This is a genomic window from Nocardiopsis metallicus (genome assembly GCF_014201115.1).
GTDB classification, from domain to species: Bacteria; Actinomycetota; Actinomycetes; order Streptosporangiales; family Streptosporangiaceae; genus Nocardiopsis; species Nocardiopsis metallicus.
The window spans coordinates 5,256,554-5,276,714 of sequence record NZ_JACHDO010000001.1 but is presented as its reverse complement, the minus strand read 5'-3'; the positions used below and the strand labels follow the sequence as shown (position 1 = coordinate 5,276,714).

Genomic DNA, 20,161 nt, shown 5'->3' with positions numbered 1-20,161 from the left:
AACTCTCACACCCCTGGCCTCACAAGGACTCCGTTGCGCCCCCAGTCTGCCACGCCCTCTCCCGCCCTGTCCGCGCCCACCGGAGAAGAAGCCGATCCTCGCGATCGGCGGGGCCGCCGCCACCGCCTGGGCTGCATCATCTTGATCTGCCTGTGCGCCGTGCTCTGCGGAGCCCGCTCCCTGACCGCGATCGGCCAGTGGGCGCATAACGCACCCCAACACACCCTGACCCGATTGGGAGCCCGCATCACCCACCCCGAACTCGGAGTGCGCACCGCCCCCTCTGCGGCCACGATCCGCAGGGTCCTGACCAGCCTGGACCCCGCCGCGCTGAACCGCATGAGCACCGCCGCCGACCTGGCCGTGCTCATCATCGACGGCAAAAGCGTGCGAGGCTCGCGCACCCGCCGCTCCCAGGCCGTGCACCTACTGGCCGCGATGACCCCCACCGGACAGGTGGCCGCTCAGATCCGGGTGGCGGACAAGACCAGCGAGATCCCCGCTCTCCAGGACGTCCTGGCCGGGATGGACATCGAAGGCACTGTGATCTCCGCTGATGCGCTGCACACCCAGACCGATACCGCCCAGCACCTGGTCAAGGAACGCAAGGCCCACTACCTACTCACCGTCAAACGCAACCAGCCAACCTTGTTCAACCAGGTCAAAGCACTTCCGTGGAGGCAAGCGCCCGCCCTGTTCACCGAAGCCTCGCGTGGGCACGGGCGCCAGGAGAGGCGCACGGTCAAGGTGCTCACCGCTCCCCGGATCGCTTTTCCCTACGCCTGCCAGGTGGTGCGGGTGCACCGGTGGGTCAAGGAGGTGGCCACTGGCCGGGTGAGGCGCACCTACGCCTATGTGATCACGAGTTTGTCCGCAGAGCAGGCCGGTGCTGCCCGGTTGGCGGGCCTGGTGCGGGGTCATTGGCGGATCGAGGCGCTGCATCATGTGCGGGACGTGAGCTTTGGCCCCGGCTATTCAGCGGAATTGGGAGGACCGACCCCTGACAGCACGAAAGGTGCCCCTACCTGCAAAGATGTGACTGTCTAGGAAACATCACAGCAGAATCAGGAGCACCTTTCTGGTGCACGAGCCTACCTGGGACCACCGCCTGTCCGTGACCGCCAACAGCACCAACCTCGTCGGGCATGCCGGAGCCGTCCTGCTCCGCCAGCTCGCCGACCGCACCGGCCTCACCCGGGCCCTCGCCACAGCCTTGCCCACCAGCACCGCCAACGGCTGGCGGGACCGGGCCACCACCCTGGTCCACCTGGTCATCGCCATCGTGCTCGGCGCCCGCAACCTCTCCGAAGCCGAACGCCTGGGCCTGCACCACCGGCCCGTGTTCGGCCCACCCACTTCCGACTCCACCCTGCGCCGCGCCCTGAACGTCCTCGACGAGAGGGCCCTGGCGGCGATCGCCAAGGCCCGGCGGCAGATCCGCCGCCACGTGTGGACGCTGCTGCACCTGCGCCCCGGCGGGTTCCCCCAAGTGAAGGTCGCGGGCAAACCCCTGAAGGGATGGATCGTGCTGGACGCCGACGCCACGATCATCACCACCACCTCCAACAAGGAAGGGGCCGCACCCACCTTCAAGTCCAGTTTCGGGTTCCACCCCCTGGCCGCCTGGTGCGCCAACACCGGCGAGTGCCTGGCCATGCTGCTGCGCCCCGGCAACGCCGGAGCCAACACCGCGAGCGACCACATCAACGTGCTCACCTGGGCCCTGGATCAGGTCCCCGGCTCTTCCCGGGCCAAGATCCTCGTCCGTATCGACGGAGCCGGCGCCACCCACGACCTCCTCGAGTACCTGGAGAAGCTGAACACCAGCCGCAGGACGGTGCGCTTCACCGTCGGGTGGAAGATCACCACCGCGGACGAGGAGGCGATCGCGAAGATCCCCGAGAGCGCGTGGGAGAGCGCCGTGGACCAGAAAGGCGACCTCCAAGAGGGCTATGAGGTCGCCGAACTGACCGGGCTCAACACCCGCGAAGGCTGGCCCAAGGGGATGCGGCTCATCGTCCGCCGGGTACGCCCCTCCCGCCGCCACACCGCCAAGCTCACCGCCATGGAGAGGAAGACCGGTTGGCGCTACGCCATCTGCGCGACCAACATCAAGCGGATGCATCGGGTGCCGGGCTCCCACCAGGCCCAGTTTCTGGACGCGCTGCACCGAGACCACGCCGAGGTCGAGGATCGGGTGCGCACGAACAAGGCGATGGGGCTCGCGTTGTTGCCGTCATCGTCCTGGCAGGTCAACCAGGCGTGGGTGCTCGCGGCCAACCTGGCCGCGGATCTGGACGCCTGGCTGCGGTTGCTCACCCTGCACGATGCGGAGGACCTCGCGGATGCCGAGCCTGAGAGCATGCGGTTTCGGATCTACCACCTGCCCGCCCGTCTGGCCCGCCACGCCCGCCGCCGCTTCCTGCGTATCGAACGGTCCTGGCCCTGGGCGGAGGCGTTCACTACCTGCTGGCAGCGGTTGACCGCTCTGCCGACCCTCACCTGAGGATCGGGACCTGATCCGACGAGCAGCAGGAAGGAGGGAGCACGCAGTTCCGGGGTTCGTGGAGCCCGGCGCGCACCGCGGCGTCACGCGAGGGCTCGTTCCTGCCCGGACCAGGGACACCATGGGCGAAGTGCCGGATCAGAAGACGCGATCAGACCCCTGACGAATCCGGGTTGGCGAGGACGCCTCCAGGGTGCGGTGCGGGAACGGCCCACAGAACATGGCGATGCTGCGCAACCTGACGATTCCGCTGCTGACGGAGCTGGGGATGACCAGCATCCCCGAAGCGATCCGTTGGGTGTCCTACGAGACCTTCACTCGCCCTCTAGAGCTACTCCAGATCCCCTGAACAGGGGCAACGAATCCCTCACCCGACTTTGCAACAGCCCTGGGGTTATCGCGAAGGAATGGGGGGAGGAACTTGGAGACAGTTTCCCTGACGATATAGCCAGTAGCCTTTTGAACATTTCTACTCGAAACGAGGAAGCTAACTATGTGATCTTGTCTGGAGAATATCCCAATGGTCATGATTTCGATCATTTGCCGAATAACTCTCACCTTAAACCAGAGGACATTCTGGGGGAGCTGTACACACGCGATTGGGATGATGATGGCAAAGCCGCGAGTAAAGTGACTGACTGGCTGGCGGAACACACAATCCCGAGTAGCGATGAACTTAGGGAGAATCCTCCAATCCTGCCTAGGGATGAGCTTAAAGATAAGGGGCTGGATGCGCTACTGGCACTATTCGATAATGAAGACTTCCGTGAAACTATGTCAAACACAGGCCACTCAGTTGTAGACGAAGGTGGAGGCGAAGACGGAAAAGATGAAACCTGGTACGACGTTTCAGCTGGACATCTGAACCCAGAGCTGGCAAATGGTTTTGGAGATGTTTTCCTAGCGAACATGGAAGTATTTGGTGACACTAATGGTGTAGGAGATGCCGCAGCTGAACAAGACACTCGTTTTTCTGCGGAGTCCAGAATCGCATTTATGCAAGTTCCGATGGCTGACAGTGATACAGCTACTTCCATTTACCAAGACGTCCTTACTAACTCCGCTGAGAAGATGGAAGAATTTCTTCAAGGTGGGGACTTTCCTAACACTGAGGCTGGTCGTGCGGGGGCAATCCAAGGGCTAGTTGAGCAGGCGCTTCTGAATGAGAGCCAAACAAGAGGGGATAACCATAATGAACAAATTGAACACTATAATAAAGTAACTTCTTCAGCCGTGGACGTCCTGGGATCGGTCGATCTAGGCCTGTCTGGGCCAGTTGTGGAAGTTGCCAAAATCTTTGCCAATGAAATCCTCGAAAAGGACACTAAGGATGAAGTGGAAATTAACGCGAGAAGTGGTACTATTGAAAAAGAATACGAGTCGGAGGAGAAGCTAAATGCTATGGCTGTGTCTCTAATTCTTGGAGAGGGGGGTGATGGGTCAATTTTGAAGGATAATAAGTACGAGGAGATGGTTGATTTCATCGAAAAAATGGAAGAAAAATACGCACCTTATAATAAGGAGAAAGGTGAGATTCTTGTGGATGGGCCAAATGGAACTTATGTCCCACCGAATCATATGGATTGGGATTTGGAGAGCACCAGCGGAGCCCTTAAAGACATCTTTTCTGAATTCAGTAGCGAAGATTTTCGGGATACTGTTGGCGGAACAGAAAAGAATCTCGGAGATGCTACCGAGGACTTCCTTGGCAGCTTCAACCGTGCTCGGACAACGTGGGAAGAACATGCAGTATAAGAAATTCGGTGATGTGAAAAATGATGTCTAGTGATTATTTTTTTGAATCTCTTAATGGCTCATTTTTGTTTTCCTTTTCCTCCATTTTCGTGGTTCTCCTTGTGCTTTCTGGTTGCTCCTCCGAAGGTGTCCAGCACGAGATCGCCGATGATGTACCGATGGACCTTGAGTATCCACTTTCGGTGAGTGAGGTGGCTTGGGAGTGGCAGGCTCCTGATGGTGGTGGTTGGTTGTTGAGTAAACCGATCCCTGTGGGGGTCGCTGTATTCTATGGTGACGGAGTTACGGTATTAGCCGGTGACAGTGGAGAGGAATTGTGGGCGTACCGAGTTCCAGGAAGTGAGATATTGGGAAACGTCTCGGATGATCAGAGGTTTGTTGTTTTAACTTTAGCTAACGAAGGCGAAGACAATGTAGAGATGTTGATTCTAGATTCAGGCACAGGTAAAATCCTGCATCGTTACAACCTTAGTGAAATTTCTCGATCGGTGGTGGGAGAAGGTAGCTCCAATTATCATCTTCGGTCGGCACTTAGCTCGGTGACAGAAAGCGCTTGGTTCACGGCGGATCAAAGCGGCGAAGTGACTGCTCGAGAATTTTCCACTGACGAGAAATTGTGGTCTGTTGAAGTAACAGCAAATTGTCCACAGGATGAATCTGTTGATGATATTTTTGCCTGGGACAAAGTTATTCTATTGGCAGTAACTTGCTTTCCGGGCACCGAGGCAAAAAGTGGCGTTTCTGCTGATTTTGTCTCGGCCTTGATAGGTATTGACCCTAGTGACGGAGTGGAGCTTTGGCGTGAGGAAGTGTTTTTCTCAGACCATCCGGAAAGTTCGTTCGATCGAGAGTTCACGGCTCGACATGATGGCATGGTTCTAGCTCGCTATTCTCATTTCGATTCGGGTCAAGTTATTGATGCCTTTAAAGGTGAATCTTTGATCACAGATGGTCGCGAGATTCCGATTTGGGTTTCCGACGATGGCTCGGAGATCGGGCTCTGGGACAGGCGTGTTGAGAATTACTGGATCAAGGATCACGATGGCCGAATAAAAAGACAGCTCAATGGCAGAGGTGAGTCAGTTGTTCGGCCGATTCTTGCTGATCCGGGAATTGGCCTAAGGCAAGGAATTCTATTGACTGATCGCGTCTTCTTGGAGGACGGAGAGTTGGCACTTTTTGAAGGTTTTGATCATTCGGTTTCCATTCCATCTGATCGGGTTGTAGCGTGGTCGTCTGGTCACTTGGCTCCAGGGTCGGTTGTCGTTACCTATAATTCTAATAATGATGAGCGATTTGCCGTCGGGCTTCGCTGAAGCGAAAGTGGCAATTGGATCTTTCGCTTCGAAGTGTAATAGCCTGAAATAAATGTGACTTTTGTTTAATTGGTGAATTTCTTGAGTAAGAGATTTTGTAACTGTTCAAGTTGCTCGGGCCAGTTAACTGGTTCTGCTGCGGGACGGGCACCCGGCCCGCGACAATGAACCCGTGACCCCCACCGACCAACCCCCGCCCTCCTATGAGGAACTCGCCGCGCTGGTCGTCGAGCAGGCCTCCTCGATCGCCCAACTCCGTGCCGAACTGACGCGGACCCGCGAAGAGCTTCGTCTGGCCCACGAGCGGATCACCGAGCTGGAAGCCCGCCTGGCACAGAACTCGGCGAACTACTCCAAGCCACCCTCCTCGGACGCGTTCGTCAAACCAGCTCCGATTTCCCAGCGCCGCTGAACGGGCCGCAAGCCCGGCGGCCAAGACGACCACCCGGTCCGCACCCTCGCTCAGGGAGATGAAGGAGCTGGTGGAGGACCACCTGGCGAGGGTCGGCACGCTGGCCGGGGTCGATGTCCGCCGGTTGGGGGAGTTGCGCCATGCCTGGCGTAGCGCGGCGCTGGCCGGGGAGGAACAGACCTCGGGCCGGGTGTCGAAGCTGGTGGCGAAGTTCCACGCCCTGGCCCGGCGGATGCTGGACAGGCAGGAGGAATACCTGCGGTTCACCGTGGATGAGCGGGCTCCGTTCGACAACAACGCGGCTGAGCGCGAGGTGCGGATGGTCAAGGTCCGCCAGAAGGTGTCGGGGTGCCTGCGCTCTTTGGCGGGGCAGAGTGGTTTTGCGCGGTGCGCTCCTATGTCGCGACGGCGGCCAAGCACGGCATCGGCATGTTCGCCGCCCTGGCCCATCTCGTCGAGGGCGACTGCTGGATGCCCGAGACGGCGTGACCCGCGTTCACCCTACCTGAATAGTTACCTCTCATGATCTGCTCTTGAGGCCCGCATCGCTCTGGTCAAAGCTGGCACAGATGCGACATGAGGGCGGAATTTCTTCTTGGCTGTGCCTGCGATCGTGGGGCCGGGGGACCTCGTGCGGCTCACCCCGGGGCTTCCTACTGAATCTCCTCCGCTCCCCGCTGGGCCTGTTCGGCGGCGAGCTGTTTGCGGCGGCGGGCTTCCTTCACGGAAACGGTGACGATGCGGGTGACCGCGGCGGCGGTGATGAGGGCCAGGGGGATGGCCAGGGCCGCGGCGGGTTGGCGGATGGGGTGGTAGGTCGCGCAGTCCGGGCTGACCACCAGGAAGCCGGTCGGGCGCACGCGGGTGTAGCCGAGGCCGCCGGCTCCGTCGCCGCCGAAGAAAGGGATGTTGCCGGTGCCGCCGCCCATGGTGCTCAGGGTGCTGACCCTTGCCACCGGTACGACGGTGGTCGCGCCGGAGGTCACCGGTGAGCCAAAGGCAGTGGTGGAACTGGACAGGGCACGGGTGTTGTCGAGCAGCGAGGTCAGCGCGGCCATGGCGCCGCGTGGGGCCTTGTTCCTGGGCATGCTGCGGGTCCTCTCCGGTGGCGGATACCTGATGTCACGCTATAGCGGACCTCGCCCCTGGATGGGGAGGGCGGGGCTCTGGAGTGTTCGGGTCACCCGAGGGTGTCGATGATCTCCAGGGTGTCCGGGTCGATGAGGTTGACGTTGCCGTCGGCGTCGATCCCGGCGATCACCTCGGGGTGGAAGGCCGCCCCCTGAGCCATCAGGTCCTCGTTACCGGCCAGCAGGTCCTCACCGGTCTCCAGGTCCCACAGGTGGGCGCGGCGATAGGTGGTCCGGTCCTCAAGGTCCTCTTCATCGGAGGTATACGTCCAGGTGACGTGCACCAGGCCGTGGCCGGGGTCGTGGGTCATCGACCTGATGTTGGCGTTGAAGGGGGCCGCTGTGTAGTCATCCAGTGGGAAGACTCCCAGGGGTGAGCCGTCTTCCAGGTCGTGCCAGACCACCTCGCCGTTCGCGATGTAGATCACCTGGTTGTGGCCGGGGACCGTCACCATCTCTCGGGTGGAGACGTTACGGATGGTCTGGACCCGCTGCCCGCTCTCGATGTCCCAGACGATGATGCTGTCGAGCCCGGAGCTGGCGACCCTCGTATCGTCGAGGAAACCCAGGTGGCTGCTGTAGTCCATGTCGTTGAAGGTGCGGACCTGCTCGTTGGTTTCCATGTCCACGATCGCGATCGAGTCGTCCCGGTTGACCTCGATGCTGGTACGGGCGCCCAGGGCCAGCCACCGGCCGCTGGGGCTGAAAGTGGTGGTGGTCACCGACATCCGCTGCTGGCTTCCGTCCGGGCGCGGTGCGGGCTGAGGGCCCAGATGCTCCAGGGCTTGGCCGCTGGGGATGTCGAAGGTGCTGGCCACCCAGTAGGACGACTGCTCCTCCTGCCCGGCTTCCTCGACTTCGTCCTCCCAGAGAACTGAGAACGCGCAGCCGACCGGGGAGAACTCCAGCTTCCCGGCCCGATCCACATCCTCTGCCGGGGTGGCGATCAGTTCACCCGCTCGCCAGTCCCACAGGCTGAGGCCGTGTTCGAGCCCGGCCAGGGCCAGCACGTCGCCATCGGGGGAGAAGGCCGCCTCATCGGCTAGGAGTTCCCCCTCCCAGCCCGCGGGCTCGGGGAAGCCGCTCCCCTCCAGGCAGGCGGCGTCGGTGATCATCGCGGGGGTTGTCGGCTCCGGTTCTTCAGCGGCGGTTTCTGTCTCGGACAGGCCGGTGAAACGGTTGTACCCCCAGGCTGCGCCGGTCGCCGCGACCAGGGTCAGGGCCAGAGCCCCGGCGGTCAGACCGAGGAAGCGGCCCTGGCCACCGGGTGTGGGGGCGGCCGATTCGGCGGGCAGAACTCCGCGCACGCTGGCGGTTGAGGCCTCGATCACCGGAATCAGCTCCGGTGGCCAGGGCGCCGCCGCGGCCGTTCCGCCGAGCATGCTGACGAGGTCGACGGCGCTCGGCCGCAGGTTGGCGTTCTCCCTCAGGCAGGCGTCCACCACACTGCGCAGCTGGAGCGGGACCCGGTCGAGGCCGTCGGGCCCTTCAACTCCACTGGCGGCGAAGCACAGGACCGCGGCCCACGCGAAGATGTCCCCTGCTGGTGCGCCGCCGCCCTCGGGCGGATCGAACACGCTCGCTTCGGTGTCGTGGACCTCCTTCGCGGGGATCAGCCCGGGGTCGGTCAGCAGTGCCCGGTCACCAGTGAGCAGGACGCTCTCGGGAGCCAGGGTCCCGTGGGCGTGCTCGGCGGTGTGCAGGCCGGCGAGCCCTTGGGCGGTGGCCAGGGCGAGGGGGTGCAGGGCCGCGGTCGGGAGCGGGCCGTGTGCGCGGACCAGCTCGCCCAGGTCGGGGCCGAGCGGCCGCTCGATGGCGGCCCAGGGCACCGGGGAGTCCAGGTCGGAGTCGAGCACGGCCGCCACGTTCGGGCTGACTGATCCGGACCGGTTCTCCACCCGGTGGGTGAAGGCCGACCGCGTGGTGGGGTCGGTGGCCTGCCCGGAGCGCAGCACACGGATACGGACCGGCGGTCGGCCGGGCGCCGCCCCGAGGTAGGAGCGGGTCCAGGGGTCCTCACCGAGCCGGGCCAGGAACCGGTAGGGGCCCGCGGTGGGCGGGTCGTGGGGGTGCAGGGGAAGCATGGGCCTCGTCAGTCCGTCCGGCTCACTCGAAGATCTCGATGGGCTCCAGGGAGACCGCGTCTCGGATCTGGACCTCGCTGTTGTCAGGAGGGATGTTGGCGATGACATCGCCGTCGGGGTGTACGTCCAGAAGGGCGAAGCCAAGGCCATCGTCCACTTCCGGGGTCACATCCTCCGCGGTACGGATGTTCAGCACCCGGTACCCGATGAAGGCACCCCCGTCCTCGTCCTCCTCGCCCATGTAGAGGGCGTACATCAGGTCGTGCTCTCGGTTGATCGCGACCTTGATCGTGTCGCCCGGGGGTTCGTCGTCGGGCTCGTAGTAGGTGCCGCCCTCCTCCAAGTCGACGTCGATGACCAGAGGACCCTTGTCGTGCAAGGCGACGAGGACGTCGTCGGTGAAGAAGTCCAGGGCACGCCAGCTGGGAAAAGGTAGGTTCTGTGCGATACGCAGCTCCTCCCCGGTTGCGGCGTCCCACACCCGGACGTCACCCTTGCCGTCTTGCGCGGCCAGCTGGCTACCGGAGGGCGAGTAGACAACGCTGTGCCCGTGAGGGCTCCCGGTCTCGAAACGCGTGACGTCCTCTCCGGTGGCCAGGTCCACCGTGTAGATCCCGCCGTTGCTGTCCAGGAAGGTCTGGTCAGCCATGGCCAGGGTCGTGCCGTCTGGGGAGAAGGCCACGGACCGCACGTCACGCCCTTCCAAGTGGACGGTGTGCTCCCCGGTCTCCAGCGAATACACGTATGCCCCGTCCTTGGCCCCGTGGGCGAGGAAACATCCATCCGGGCTGAACTCGATCTCCCGGAAGGGGATGGTGCCGGCCAGCCGGATCGCCGCGAGGGCGACCCCGTTCTCCCAGTCCCACAGATGGACGACGTCGGACTTGAGGACTACCGCCAGGACCGTGCCGTCGTTGGAGAAACGGACCGATGCTGGATCTGACGGGAGTGTCGGCTCGGGAGTCGCGGCCTCGACGTACTCGGGGGCCAGATGCACCGAGGGGTCGCACTGCTCACGCCCGGAAACCCCAGTTTCAGTGTCCCCCTCATCTGACGATTCAGCGCCGTTCTCCTCGGCCGCCTCCGTGCTCTCCTCTCCGTCGGCCAGGGAACCGGTCACTGCCCACACCCCGGCACCGGCGATGAGGACGAGGGCGGTCGCCGCAGCACCGATCAGGGCAAGGGTGCGGGCCTTCCCGCTCTTGTGGGGAGGCTGAGGTGCCTCCAGGAAGGGGCGCAGGGCGGCGCGGTGGTCGTGCTCCACCCCGTCCAGGACGGCGACGGCGATTTGTGGGAGCCATGCGCTCGCGGACGCGGCGGGTGCCACGGGGCCGCCGAGGGCCTGGAGGGCCTGGGCGGCGGTGGGCCGACGGGCCGGATCCTTGTCCAAGCATGCGGCGAGAAATCCGCGCAGGGAGGGAGGCACCCCGTCCAGGTCCGGGTCCTGGTGGCTGATCCGGTAGATCACGGCTGAGGGGTGCCCGTCGCCGAACGGCCCTCGGCCGGTGAGGGCGAAGACCAGGACGGCGCCGAGCGCGAACATGTCGACGGGCGGGCCGGAATCCTGCTCCCGTGCGGTCTCCGGGGCCATGTAGCCAGGGGTACCCGCGAACTCTCCGGAGTCGCTACCCGGGGTTTCGTCCATGGCGCGGGAGATACCGAGGTCGATCACCTTGGGGCCCGTGGGGGAGATCAGCACGTTGCCGGGTTTGAGGTCGCGGTGCACCACCCCGGTGGTGTGCAGGTACGAGAGGGTCTGGGCGATCGATCGACCCAGGTGACGAACGGCGGGCTCGGGCAGGGCGCCGATCCGGCGGACCAGTTCCTGGAGGGAGGGGCCTGGGACGAACTCGGTGGCCAACCAGGGGGTGGCGCCGATGGTGTCAGCGTCCAGGATGCGGGGGAGGTCGCCGCCGGTCACCTGCCGGGCGCGGTGGACCTCCCGGGCGAAGCGCTCGCGGAACTCGGGCTCGTAGGAGAACTCCGGGCGCACCACCTTGACCGCGACGGGTTGGTCGGCGGTGCCCAACGCCAGGTGCACGTGGCCCATGCCGCCGGAGCCCAGAGGGGCGACGATCCGGTAGGGGCCGATCCGCTCCGGAGGCTCGGTGAGGGAGGAGGACATGTCAACACTCGCGTTTTCGGTACGGGGTTCTCGCGAAGCCTACTGGGTGGATTCGGGCGTTTACGAGGGGGTTCGGCGGTCGGCTGATGATGCGATCACCGGTTGCCTCAGCTGATCTCGTGGACGATGTCGAAGGTCTCGGTGTCAAGGAAGAGCAGGTCCTGGTCGTCGGCGGTGAGGAGGAGTTCGCCGCCGGGGTGAACGGCGATGCCGTTGTTGAGCAGTGTGGTACCGGAGGTCAGTTCCTCTCCGGTGGTCAGGTCCCAGGCGCGGCCGCCGCTTTCGGATTGGGTCGAGGTGGGGGAACCGCCCGAGTAGAGGGTGTTGCCGTCGGGGGAAAAGGCCAGATCGTAGATGGACGTGGGGGACTGGATCTCCTGAACGACTTCGTTTTCCTCCAGGTCGTACAGGACGATGCCGTTGTCCAGCACGCTCACCGCGATCAGGGGCTCGGTCGGGGAGAAGGCGTACCGGTAGACCTGGAAGTCGAACTCTTCGTCAGGCCCTTCCTCAGGCATCCCCACGACCTCGTCCCAGGTCTGCGTCTCGTGCACCACGGTCCGCGGGTACTGGTCGCGGTAGGAGACGGCCAGGTGGGAGCCGTCATGGCTGAACCGGGTACTGGACGGCATCTCCGGGAGTTCGGCGGTGTGCACGATCGTGTCCTCCTCCCAGTCCCACAGGTAGAGCCGGGAGGTCTCGTCCTGGGACGCGATGGTGAGGGCGACCAGGGAGCCGTCGGGGCTGATCGAGGGGGTGTCGTGGAACAGGATGTCCTGGGGGTTCTCCTCCGCGTGTTCGAAGATGGCGAGGGGTTCGCGGTCGGCGTTCAGGACCGCGGCGGTGTCGGTGTAGGTGGTGACGATGTTTCCGCTGGCGGACAGCGCGATCGAACCGGGGTAGGGGCTGAGCCGCTCCAGCATCTCCCCGTTCTCCCAGTCCCAGAAGGTGGACGCGGTCGCGGTGTGGACGTACAGCCCGCTGCCGTCCGGGGTGAACTGGAGGTCGTAGACGGCTCCCTCGATACCCGCTGCGGTGTCCCCGGGCTCGGCCATGTCGTCCTGGTCGCCGAGGGTCTCGGGGTCGGCTTCCCCGGCTGCTTCGTTGGGCTCGTCCGAATCGGAGCCGGGGGCGGCCGTGCCCTCGCCGCCCTCCCCGTTCTCCCAGGGGGCGACGGCGGCCAGGCCGATACCCGCGGCCAGGACCAGCACCGCCGCCCCTGCCCCGGCGGCGATGAGGCCGGTGCGTCGCTTCCCCTTCCCGGAGCCGCCCGGGGGCTGGTTGAGGGGAGCGGTGGTGTTCTGGAGTGGCCCGCTGGGGGAGGCCTGGATGACCTGGTGCGCCTCGTGTTGGTGGGCGTTGATGGACTGGTTGACCTGGGCGGGGAGCCAGCCGTGTTCGGCGGAGGGGAGGGGTTCGGCGGACAGGCCCCGGACGATCTCGTCGGAGGTGGGGCGCTCAGTGGGGTCCTTGGCCAGGCAACGGGCGAGGAAGGGGCGCAGGGACTCCGGGACGCCGTCCAGGTTCGGGTCCTGGCTGACGACCCGGGGCAGGACCTCGGCTGCCTTGCCGCTGCCGAAGGGCGGTCGGCCGGTAGCGGCGTAGACCACGACCCCGGAGAGGGAGAACACGTCGCTGGCCGGGCTGGTCTCCTGGCCCATGACCTGCTCGGGTGAGGTGTAGGAGGGAGTGCCGAAGGCCTGCCCCGTCTTGGTGAGGACGGTGCCCTCGACGGCGCGGGCGATACCGAAGTCGATGACCTGGGGTCCGCGCGGGGACAGCAGGACGTTGTCCGGTTTGAGGTCGCGGTGCATGAGGCCAGCGGCGTGGATCGCCTGGAGGGCGCGGGCCAGGCCGATGGTCAGGACGCGGAGCGAGGCCTCCGGGAAGGGGCCGTTCTCGCGGACGGCTTCCTTGAGGGTGGGGCCAGGGACGTATTCGGTGGCCATCCAGGGCAGGTCCGCGTGCGGGTCGGCGTCCACCACGTCGGGGGTGAAGGGGCCCTCGACCATCTGGGCGGTGCGGACCTCGCGGGCGAAGCGGGAGCGGAACTCCTGGTCCCGGGCCAGGTCCTCCTTGACCACCTTGAGCGCGGCCAGGCGGCCCTGCGGGCTGCGGGCCAGGTAGACCTCGCCCATGCCGCCCGCGCCGAGGCGGGCCAGGAGCCGGTGGGGGCCGATGTGGGCGGGGTCGCCGGAGGTCAGCGGATGCACGGGACGTGGGTTCCTTCCAGGGGTTTCTGTCGGGCGGGGCTAGTGGGGGTACTCGTGCAGGACCTCGAAGGTCTCGGCGTCCACGATGAGCAGGTTCTCGTCGTCGGCGAGCGGGGTGACGGTCGCGATCACCCCGCCTTGGGGGTGGTGGTCCAGCAGGTAGTAGAGCGGGACGCCTTCTTCGGTGAGCAGTTCTCCGGTGGCGGTGTCCCACACCCGGCCGCCCCGGAAGGAGGCACTGCCGCTGCCGCTGCCGACCAGTTGGGAGCCGTCCGGGGAGAAGTGGAGTTCGAGGAGTTCCTGGCCGCGGGTCTCGGGTGCTTCGAAGGCGGTGGTCTCACCGGTGTCGAGGTCGTACAGGACGGTGTCCTCTGGGCCGGTGGAGACCGCGAGCACCGAGGGGTCCGTGGGGTGGAAGGTCAGGTGCTTCATGTGCGGATCCGCGTCCGAACCCTCGCGCGGTACCGGGGGGAAGTCCTCGTTGGGGAACTCGGCCACGGTCTCCTGGGTGGTCAGGTCCCACACCGCGCTCGTCCCGTCGCCCGTGTAGTCGCTGACGAGCAGGAGGGATTCGTCGGCGTTGAAGGCGAGCTTGCGCCTGATGGAGTCGGTCTCCACCTCGAACTCGACCTCTTCGTCGTCCAGGTCCCACAGCTGGACCAGGGTGTTCTCCTCGGCGTCGTCGACCGCGACCGCCATGCGGGTGCCGTCCTCGCTCAGCACGGGGCGGGACCATCCCCGCAGGTCCGGGTCCTCCAGGCGCAGGGAGATGCCGTGGTCGGGTCCCCGGAGCACGACGGCGTTGGCGAAGGCGCTCACGAGGGTGCCGTCGACGCCCACGGTCAGGTCGTTGGGGCGGTCGTCGAAGCGGGCCAGCTCCTCACCGGTCTCCCAGTCCACCTCGACCAGGTGGTCGACGCCGGAGACGTACAGGCTCTCTCCGTGGGGTGCGAAAGCGATCCCGAGGACCCTGTCGTCGAAGACCCGGGACGGTTCAGCCGGGGGAACGGTCCGGGGAGGTTCGGTTGCCGGGTCATCGTCCGCGGCGGCGTCCGGCCAGGGGGAGGCGGCCAGGAGGCCGACCGTGCCGATCATGGTTACTACTGCCAGCGCGGCGGATCCGGCGATGAGTGCGGTGCGGCCCCGGGTGTGCGGGGGGACGGCCCGGGTGCCCTCGGATGCTGTCCTCGCCGCCTCCGCCAGCCCGGTAGCGGTGGTGGGCGGTGTCGCGTCGAGCGCCGCTCGGGTGTGTGAGTGGTGGGCCTCGATGGACTGGTTGACCTGGGCGGGGAGCCAGCCGTGTTCGGCGGAGGGCAGGGGTTCGGTGGAAAGGGTCTGGACGATCTCGTCGGCGGTGGGGCGCTCGGCGGGGTCCTTGGCCAGGCAGCGTTCCAGGAGCGGGCGCAGGTGTTCGGGGGCGCCTTTCAGGTCGGCCTGATCGCTCACGACCCTGGCCAGGAGTTCGGCCGCCTTGCCGTGGCCGAAGGGCGGTTGGCCGGTGGCGGCGTGGACCACCACCCCGGCGAGGGAGAACACGTCGCTGGCCGGGCCGACCTCCCTACCGGTGATTTGTTCGGGTGAGGTGTAGGCGGGGGTGCCGAAGGTTTGGCCGGTGCGGGTGAGGACGGTGCCTTCGACGGCGCGGGCGATGCCGAAGTCGATGACTTGGGGGCCGCGTGGGGAGAGGAGGATGTTGCTGGGTTTGAGGTCGCGGTGCATGAGCCCGGCGGTGTGGATGGTGTGGAGGGCTCGGGCCATGCCCAGGGTGAGGACGCGCAGTGATGGTTCGGGGAAGGGGCCGTTTGCGCGGACGGCTTCCTTGAGGGTGGGGCCGGGGACGTATTCGGTGGCCATCCAGGGGGCGGGGGCTTCGGGGTCGGCGTCTACGACGGCGGGGGTGAAGGGTCCGTGTACGCGTTGGGCGGTGCGGACCTCGCGGGCGAAGCGGGCGCGGAACTGGTGGTCGTGGGCCAGGTCTTCCTTGACGACTTTGAGGGCGGCCAGGTGTCCGTGGGGGGTGCGGGCGAGGTAGACCTTGCCCATGCCGCCCGAACCGAGGCGCGCGAGGAGGCGGTGCGGCCCGATGGCGTGCGGGTCGTCGGAGCACAGCGGGAGCACGGGTCAGGATTCCTTCCTTGGGATCGGTGAAGGGCGCGGGTGAGGGCCGAGGACGCGGGGCGGGTTACCCGGGGAACTCGTGGCGGATCTCGAAGGTTTTGCCGTCCAGGACGATGAAGCGCTCGTTGTCGGGGCGGGGCGTGATGCTCACGATCACCTCGCCGTCCGGGGGGAAGGCCAGTTGGGAGTAGAGCTCGACCGGCTCGCCGGTCAGCAGCTCTCCGGTGTCGGTGTCCCAGACGTGGCCCCCGTGGGGTTCGCTCTCCGTCCCTCCGCTGGCGGCCAGTAGCGATCCGTCGGCGGAGAAGTGGATCTCGTACGTTTCCTGCTCGGGTTCGGGGACCTCCAGACGGAGGATTTCTCCGGTGGAGAAGTCGTACAGGGCGAGGTCGTTGTTGCTGGTCTTGAGTGCCAGTACGGACGGGTCCGTGGGGTGGAAGTCCGTGTATCTCAGGTCGGGCCAGTCACTGCCCTCCTCCATCGGGACGTCGGGGAAGTCGTCGTTGGGGAACTCCATGACGACCTCCTCGGTGGTCAGGTCCCACACGGTCGCGGTCGAGTCGTTCGTGGTTTCGTCGGCGTACAGGAGGGTGCCGTCGGCGTTGATGACGGGATTGCTGCCGTAGCCGGCGGTTGCGAACTCGAACGCCACCTCTTCCGTCTCCAGGTCCCACACCTGGACCATGGGGTCGTTCTCGGCGTCGTTGACCGAAACCGACAGTCGGCTGCCGTCGGCGGTCAGTGTGGGGTGGGTCCACGACTGGAGAGCGGACGAGTCCAACGAGTGGGTGGGGTTCAGCTCGGGATCCCAGACGATGAGCCCGTCCTGGTAGGTGCCCGCGACGGTGCCTTCGGCGCTCACGGTCAGGTTGTTGGGCTCACTCATGAAGCTGCCCAATTCCTCGCCGGTCTCCCAGTCCACCTGGACCAGTCGGCCGCCTCCGGCGAGGTAGACGCTGTTCCCGTCGGCGGCGAACGCTACGGCGAAGAGGCCTTGGCCGAAGACGTCCGAGGTCTCGGCTGAAGCGACCTCAGCGGTGCTCTCCGGGGCTCCGGTCGCATCGGCCTCCCCGCCCGCGGCGGCCCCACCAGGCCAGGGGGAGGCCGCCAGGAGGCCGACCGTGCCGACCATCGTCACCACGGCCAGCGCGGCCGCTCCGGCGATGAGCAGGGTGCGGCCCCGGCCGCCCGGGGGCGGGGTGAGCGGTGCCGGATCGGTGCCCTGTGGCCTGGTACCCCCCGGCCCGGCGGTTCCTTCGGACCCAGGTCCGTTAGCGGTGGCGGGCGGTGTCGCGTCGAGCGCCGCACGGGTGTGTGAGTGGTGGGCCTCGATGGACTGGTTGACCTGGGCGGGGAGCCAGCCGTGTTCGGCGGAGGGCAGGGGTTCGGCCGACAGGACCCGGACGATCTCGTCGGCGGAGGGGCGTTCGGCGGGGTCCTTGGCCAGGCAGCGTTCCAGGAGCGGGCGCAGGCGCTCGGGCACCCCGTCCAGGTCGGCCCGGCCGCCCACGACCCTGGCCAGGAGTTCGGCCGCCTTGCCGCTGCCGAAGGGCGGTCGGCCGGTGGCGGCGTAGACCACCACTCCGGCGAGGGAGAACACGTCGCTGGCCGGGCCGACCTCCTTGCCGATGACCTGTTCGGGCGAGGTGTAGGCGGGGGTGCCGAAGCTCTGGCCGGTCTTGGTGAGCACGGTGCCCTCGACGGCGCGGGCGATGCCGAAGTCGATGACCTGGGGGCCGCGCGGGGACAGCAGCACGTTGCCGGGTTTGAGGTCGCGGTGCATCAGCCCGGTGGCGTGGACCGCCTGGAGGGCGCGGGCCAGGCCCAGGGCGAGGACCCGCAGTGAGTCCTCCGGGAAGGGGCCGTTCTCGCGGACGGCTTCCTTGAGGGTGGGGCCGGGGACGTACTCGGTGGCCATCCACGGCACTGCGGCGTCGGGGTCGGCGCTGAGTACCGCGGGGGTGTGCGGTCCGCGCACGCGCTGGGCGGCGCGGACCTCGCGGGCGAACCGGGCCCGGAACTCGGGGTCGTGCGCGAGTTCGTCGCGGACCACCTTGAGCGCGGCCAGCCCGTCGTCGGGGGTGCGCACGAGCAGGACCTCGCCCATGCCGCCCGCGCCGAGGCGGGCCAGGACCTCGTGGGGGCCGACACGGACGGGGTCGGCGGGGGTCAGGGGACGCACTGCTGCTCAGCTCCTCAGGGGCGGGGATCGGGTACCAGTCTGCCCGGTTTGGTGCGCTTTCCGTCCTTCCGGGGTCTGCCTGCGTCACTCTGGGTCCCCCGTGGATGTCTCTGAGCTGTCACACCCGCGTCCTCGCCTGGCCCCTGGCTCCGGAGGCCCCTCCGCTACCGCTACCGCTACCGCTGTCGCGGTCAGCTGAGCCGTTCGACGATCTCGAAGGTGTCGGGGTCGATCAGGACCAGGTCGCTGTCCTGCACCGTGACGGCGGCCAGGACCTCGCCGTCCGGGTGCGGGACGACGGTCCTGTAGTTCCCGCTCGCCTCGATGCCCTCGGTGACGTCCTCGCCGGTCGACAGGTTCCAGACCTGGTTGCGGTAGTACCAGCCGCCCCCGGCCGACTCCACCTGCCAGGTCGTGTACACGCGGTCGTGCCCGGAGTCCACGAAGAGGTGGATGAACAGGGGGTCGTCGTCGGTCTCGAACTCGTCCCGGGTGAACGAGGCGATCTCGTCCCCGGTGGTGTAGTCGCTGATGAGGACCCGGTTCTCGTGGAGGTAGGCCACCTGTGTCTCGCCGGGTACGGCCGCCAGCCTGGTGGTGCTGTCCCCCCGGAGCACGTTGACCTCCTCGCCGGTGTCGGCGTTCCAGACGCGGACCTCTCTCAGGTCCTTGGTGGCGAAGTGCTCGTCGTCCACGAACACGGCCCCGTAGTGCAGCCCTTCGGCCATCGGCTCGCCCTGCTCACCGGTGGCGGTGTCGATCACCACCGTGCTCATCTCGCCGTAGGAGGCGGTCAGGGACACCACCAGCCGACTGCCGTCAGGGGAGAAGCCCGCGGAGTTCACCTCCAACGGCTTCAGCAGCCACCGGTCGTTGTCGTCCGGCCCGTTCTGCGCTCCGAGGTGCTGGGTGGAGGTGCCCGCGGGCAGGTCGTAGGTGTACGCCAGGCGTACGGGGAACTCGCGGTCCTCGTAGCTGACGGCCTCGGCGGCGACCACGGTGCAGCCGGTCGGTGCGAACACCGGGTCGACGGTGAAGGTCGCCTCCGACGTCGGCCGGGCGATCTCCTCGCCCGCCGCCCAGTCCCAGACGGTGAGCCCCGCGGACGAGGTAGCGACGAGGACGTCCCCGTCCGGGGAGAACGCGGGGTCCCAGAAGTTGGTGTCCTCGGGCAGCGGCTCGTCGGGCGCGGGGAACCCCAGGTCGTCCAGGCACGCGCCCTCGGTGATCAGGCTGTTGCCCTCGTCCCCGTCCGCGCCGCTGCTCCGCGGGCCCTGCTCCGGGTCGTCACCGATCCGGCCGTAGGCGAACACCGCCCCGGCGGTCGCGAGCACCGCCAGGGCCAGGGCACCCGCGCCCGCCGCCATGAGGCGGCCGCGCCTGCGGGCGGGCGGTCCGCCGTCCCCGGCGGGCTCTCGCGGGGTGAGGGCGGCGGTGCTCAGCATCGACCGCTGCGCGTCGGCGATCGCGTCGATCGCCGACTGGACCTGGGGCGACCAGGCCGGGGGCACCGCTGGCCCGCCCAGCATCTGGACCAGGTCGTGTGCGCTGGGCCGTAGCCGGGGGTCGCGTTTGAGGCAGGTGTCGATCAGCCCGCGCAACTGGAGGGGGACCTTGGCGAGGCCGTCGGGCCCCTCCACGCCGCTGGCGGCGAAACACAGGGTGGAGGCCCAGGAGAACACGTCCGTGGCCGGGGTGGCACCGCCCTCGGGCGCGGCGAACGCGGGGTGCGGCGCGCGCTGCTCGGTGCCGCTGATCGCCCACTCCAGGCCGGGGTCGGCCAGCAGCGCGGTCCGGCTGGACAGCAGCACCCCGTCCGGCCACAGCGAACCGTGCGTGCGGCGGGTGGCGTGCAGGTCGGCCAGCCCCTGGGCGAGGGCCAGGGCGAGCGGGTGCAGGGCCTCGGTCGGCAGGGGGCCGTTGCGGTGGATCAGCTCGGCCAGGCTGGGGCCGAGCGGTCGTGACACCGCGACCCACGGCACGGCCCCGCTCAGGTCGGCGTCACGGATCAGGCACACGTGGGAGCTGTTCAGCCCGTGGGCGGCCTCCACCTCGTGGGTGAAGGAGGACCGGAAGGCCGGATCGGTGGCGTACTCCGGCCGGACGATCTTCACCGCGACCGGATCCTCTACCCCGGCGGCGCCCAGGTAGATCCGTGCGTAGGCGTCCTCGCCCAGACGGGCGTACAGGCGGTGGGGGCCGGCGGAGGGCGGGTCGTGCGGGTGGAGGGGGAACATGGGCCTTCCCGGTTCGGGGGTGGTGGGGCGGGGAGTCCGGGTGAACGGGGCGCTGACGGGCGCGCCGGGGCGACGCGGGGCTG

General features: G+C 66.7%; 13 protein-coding genes and 1 pseudogene. 7 read left to right on the top strand and 7 right to left on the bottom strand.

From position 1 onward, the window contains the following. Positions 1-33: 33 nt before the first annotated feature. From HNR07_RS23090 to HNR07_RS36175, 7 genes and pseudogenes are all read left to right on the top strand, one after another. Entirely contained in the window at positions 34-1,047 is a 1,014-nt protein-coding gene (locus HNR07_RS23090) for an ISAs1 family transposase (protein ID WP_246420462.1), read from the top strand. Positions 1,048-1,081: 34 nt separating this feature from the next. Further along, entirely contained in the window at positions 1,082-2,506 is a 1,425-nt protein-coding gene (locus HNR07_RS23085) for an IS1380 family transposase (protein WP_312893591.1), read from the top strand. A gap of 226 nt (positions 2,507-2,732) precedes the next feature. Further along, positions 2,733-2,855 carry a hypothetical protein gene (locus HNR07_RS35670; protein WP_281387186.1) on the top strand — a complete coding sequence of 41 codons (123 nt, stop codon included), beginning with the start codon at positions 2,733-2,735 and terminating at the stop codon, positions 2,853-2,855. Next, on the top strand, positions 2,801-4,261 hold the full coding sequence (locus HNR07_RS23075; RefSeq protein WP_449407633.1) for a TPR repeat region-containing protein: 1,461 nt from the start codon (positions 2,801-2,803) through the stop codon (positions 4,259-4,261). The genes HNR07_RS35670 and HNR07_RS23075 overlap by 55 nt, the downstream gene beginning before the upstream one ends. Before the next feature lie 20 nt (positions 4,262-4,281). Continuing rightward, positions 4,282-5,577, top strand: coding sequence for an outer membrane protein assembly factor BamB family protein (locus HNR07_RS23070; protein WP_221318908.1), 1,296 nt, complete (start codon positions 4,282-4,284; stop codon positions 5,575-5,577). A 172-nt stretch (positions 5,578-5,749) separates the two neighbouring features. After that, positions 5,750-5,989: a DUF6444 domain-containing protein gene (locus tag HNR07_RS35115; RefSeq protein WP_221318907.1), complete on the top strand. Its 240-nt coding sequence runs from the start codon at positions 5,750-5,752 to the stop codon at positions 5,987-5,989. Between the two features lie 58 nt (positions 5,990-6,047). Then, positions 6,048-6,347: pseudogene (locus HNR07_RS36175) on the top strand (IS66 family transposase); the annotation flags it as partial. A gap of 295 nt (positions 6,348-6,642) precedes the next feature. Here the strand turns inward: HNR07_RS36175 and HNR07_RS23060 are convergent. From HNR07_RS23060 to HNR07_RS23030, 7 genes are all read right to left on the bottom strand, one after another. Beyond that, positions 6,643-7,077: a GerW family sporulation protein gene (locus HNR07_RS23060; RefSeq protein WP_184366764.1), complete on the bottom strand. Its 435-nt coding sequence runs from the start codon at positions 7,075-7,077 to the stop codon at positions 6,643-6,645. A gap of 92 nt (positions 7,078-7,169) precedes the next feature. Beyond that, complete coding sequence (locus HNR07_RS23055; protein WP_184366763.1) at positions 7,170-9,203, bottom strand: WD40 repeat domain-containing protein kinase family protein; 2,034 nt, start codon at positions 9,201-9,203, stop codon at positions 7,170-7,172. A 22-nt stretch (positions 9,204-9,225) separates the two neighbouring features. Continuing rightward, on the bottom strand, positions 9,226-11,328 hold the full coding sequence (locus HNR07_RS23050; protein WP_184366762.1) for a WD40 repeat domain-containing serine/threonine protein kinase: 2,103 nt from the start codon (positions 11,326-11,328) through the stop codon (positions 9,226-9,228). 107 nt (positions 11,329-11,435) lie between these two features. Further along, positions 11,436-13,541: a WD40 repeat domain-containing serine/threonine protein kinase gene (locus HNR07_RS23045; RefSeq protein WP_184366761.1), complete on the bottom strand. Its 2,106-nt coding sequence runs from the start codon at positions 13,539-13,541 to the stop codon at positions 11,436-11,438. Between the two features lie 39 nt (positions 13,542-13,580). After that, entirely contained in the window at positions 13,581-15,659 is a 2,079-nt protein-coding gene (locus HNR07_RS23040; protein ID WP_184366760.1) for a WD40 repeat domain-containing serine/threonine protein kinase, read from the bottom strand. Between the two features lie 64 nt (positions 15,660-15,723). Then, positions 15,724-17,841 carry a WD40 repeat domain-containing serine/threonine protein kinase gene (locus HNR07_RS23035; RefSeq protein WP_184366759.1) on the bottom strand — a complete coding sequence of 706 codons (2,118 nt, stop codon included), beginning with the start codon at positions 17,839-17,841 and terminating at the stop codon, positions 15,724-15,726. Between the two features lie 191 nt (positions 17,842-18,032). Further along, on the bottom strand, positions 18,033-20,078 hold the full coding sequence (locus HNR07_RS23030; protein ID WP_184366758.1) for a protein kinase family protein: 2,046 nt from the start codon (positions 20,076-20,078) through the stop codon (positions 18,033-18,035). Between the last annotated feature and the right edge of the window lie 83 nt (positions 20,079-20,161).

What these genes read in the sequence shown, in the direction of transcription:
- HNR07_RS35670 (WP_281387186.1), top strand. Translation starts at nt 2,733, where the DNA reads ATGCTGCGCAACCTGACGATTCCGCTGCTGACGGAGCTGGGGATGACC.
- HNR07_RS23070 (WP_221318908.1), top strand. Translation starts at nt 4,282, where the DNA reads ATGATGTCTAGTGATTATTTTTTTGAATCTCTTAATGGCTCATTTTTG.
- HNR07_RS23060 (WP_184366764.1), bottom strand. Translation starts at nt 7,077, where the DNA reads ATGCCCAGGAACAAGGCCCCACGCGGCGCCATGGCCGCGCTGACCTCG.
- HNR07_RS23055 (WP_184366763.1), bottom strand. Translation starts at nt 9,203, where the DNA reads ATGCTTCCCCTGCACCCCCACGACCCGCCCACCGCGGGCCCCTACCGG.
- HNR07_RS23050 (WP_184366762.1), bottom strand. Translation starts at nt 11,328, where the DNA reads ATGTCCTCCTCCCTCACCGAGCCTCCGGAGCGGATCGGCCCCTACCGG.
- HNR07_RS23030 (WP_184366758.1), bottom strand. Translation starts at nt 20,078, where the DNA reads ATGTTCCCCCTCCACCCGCACGACCCGCCCTCCGCCGGCCCCCACCGC.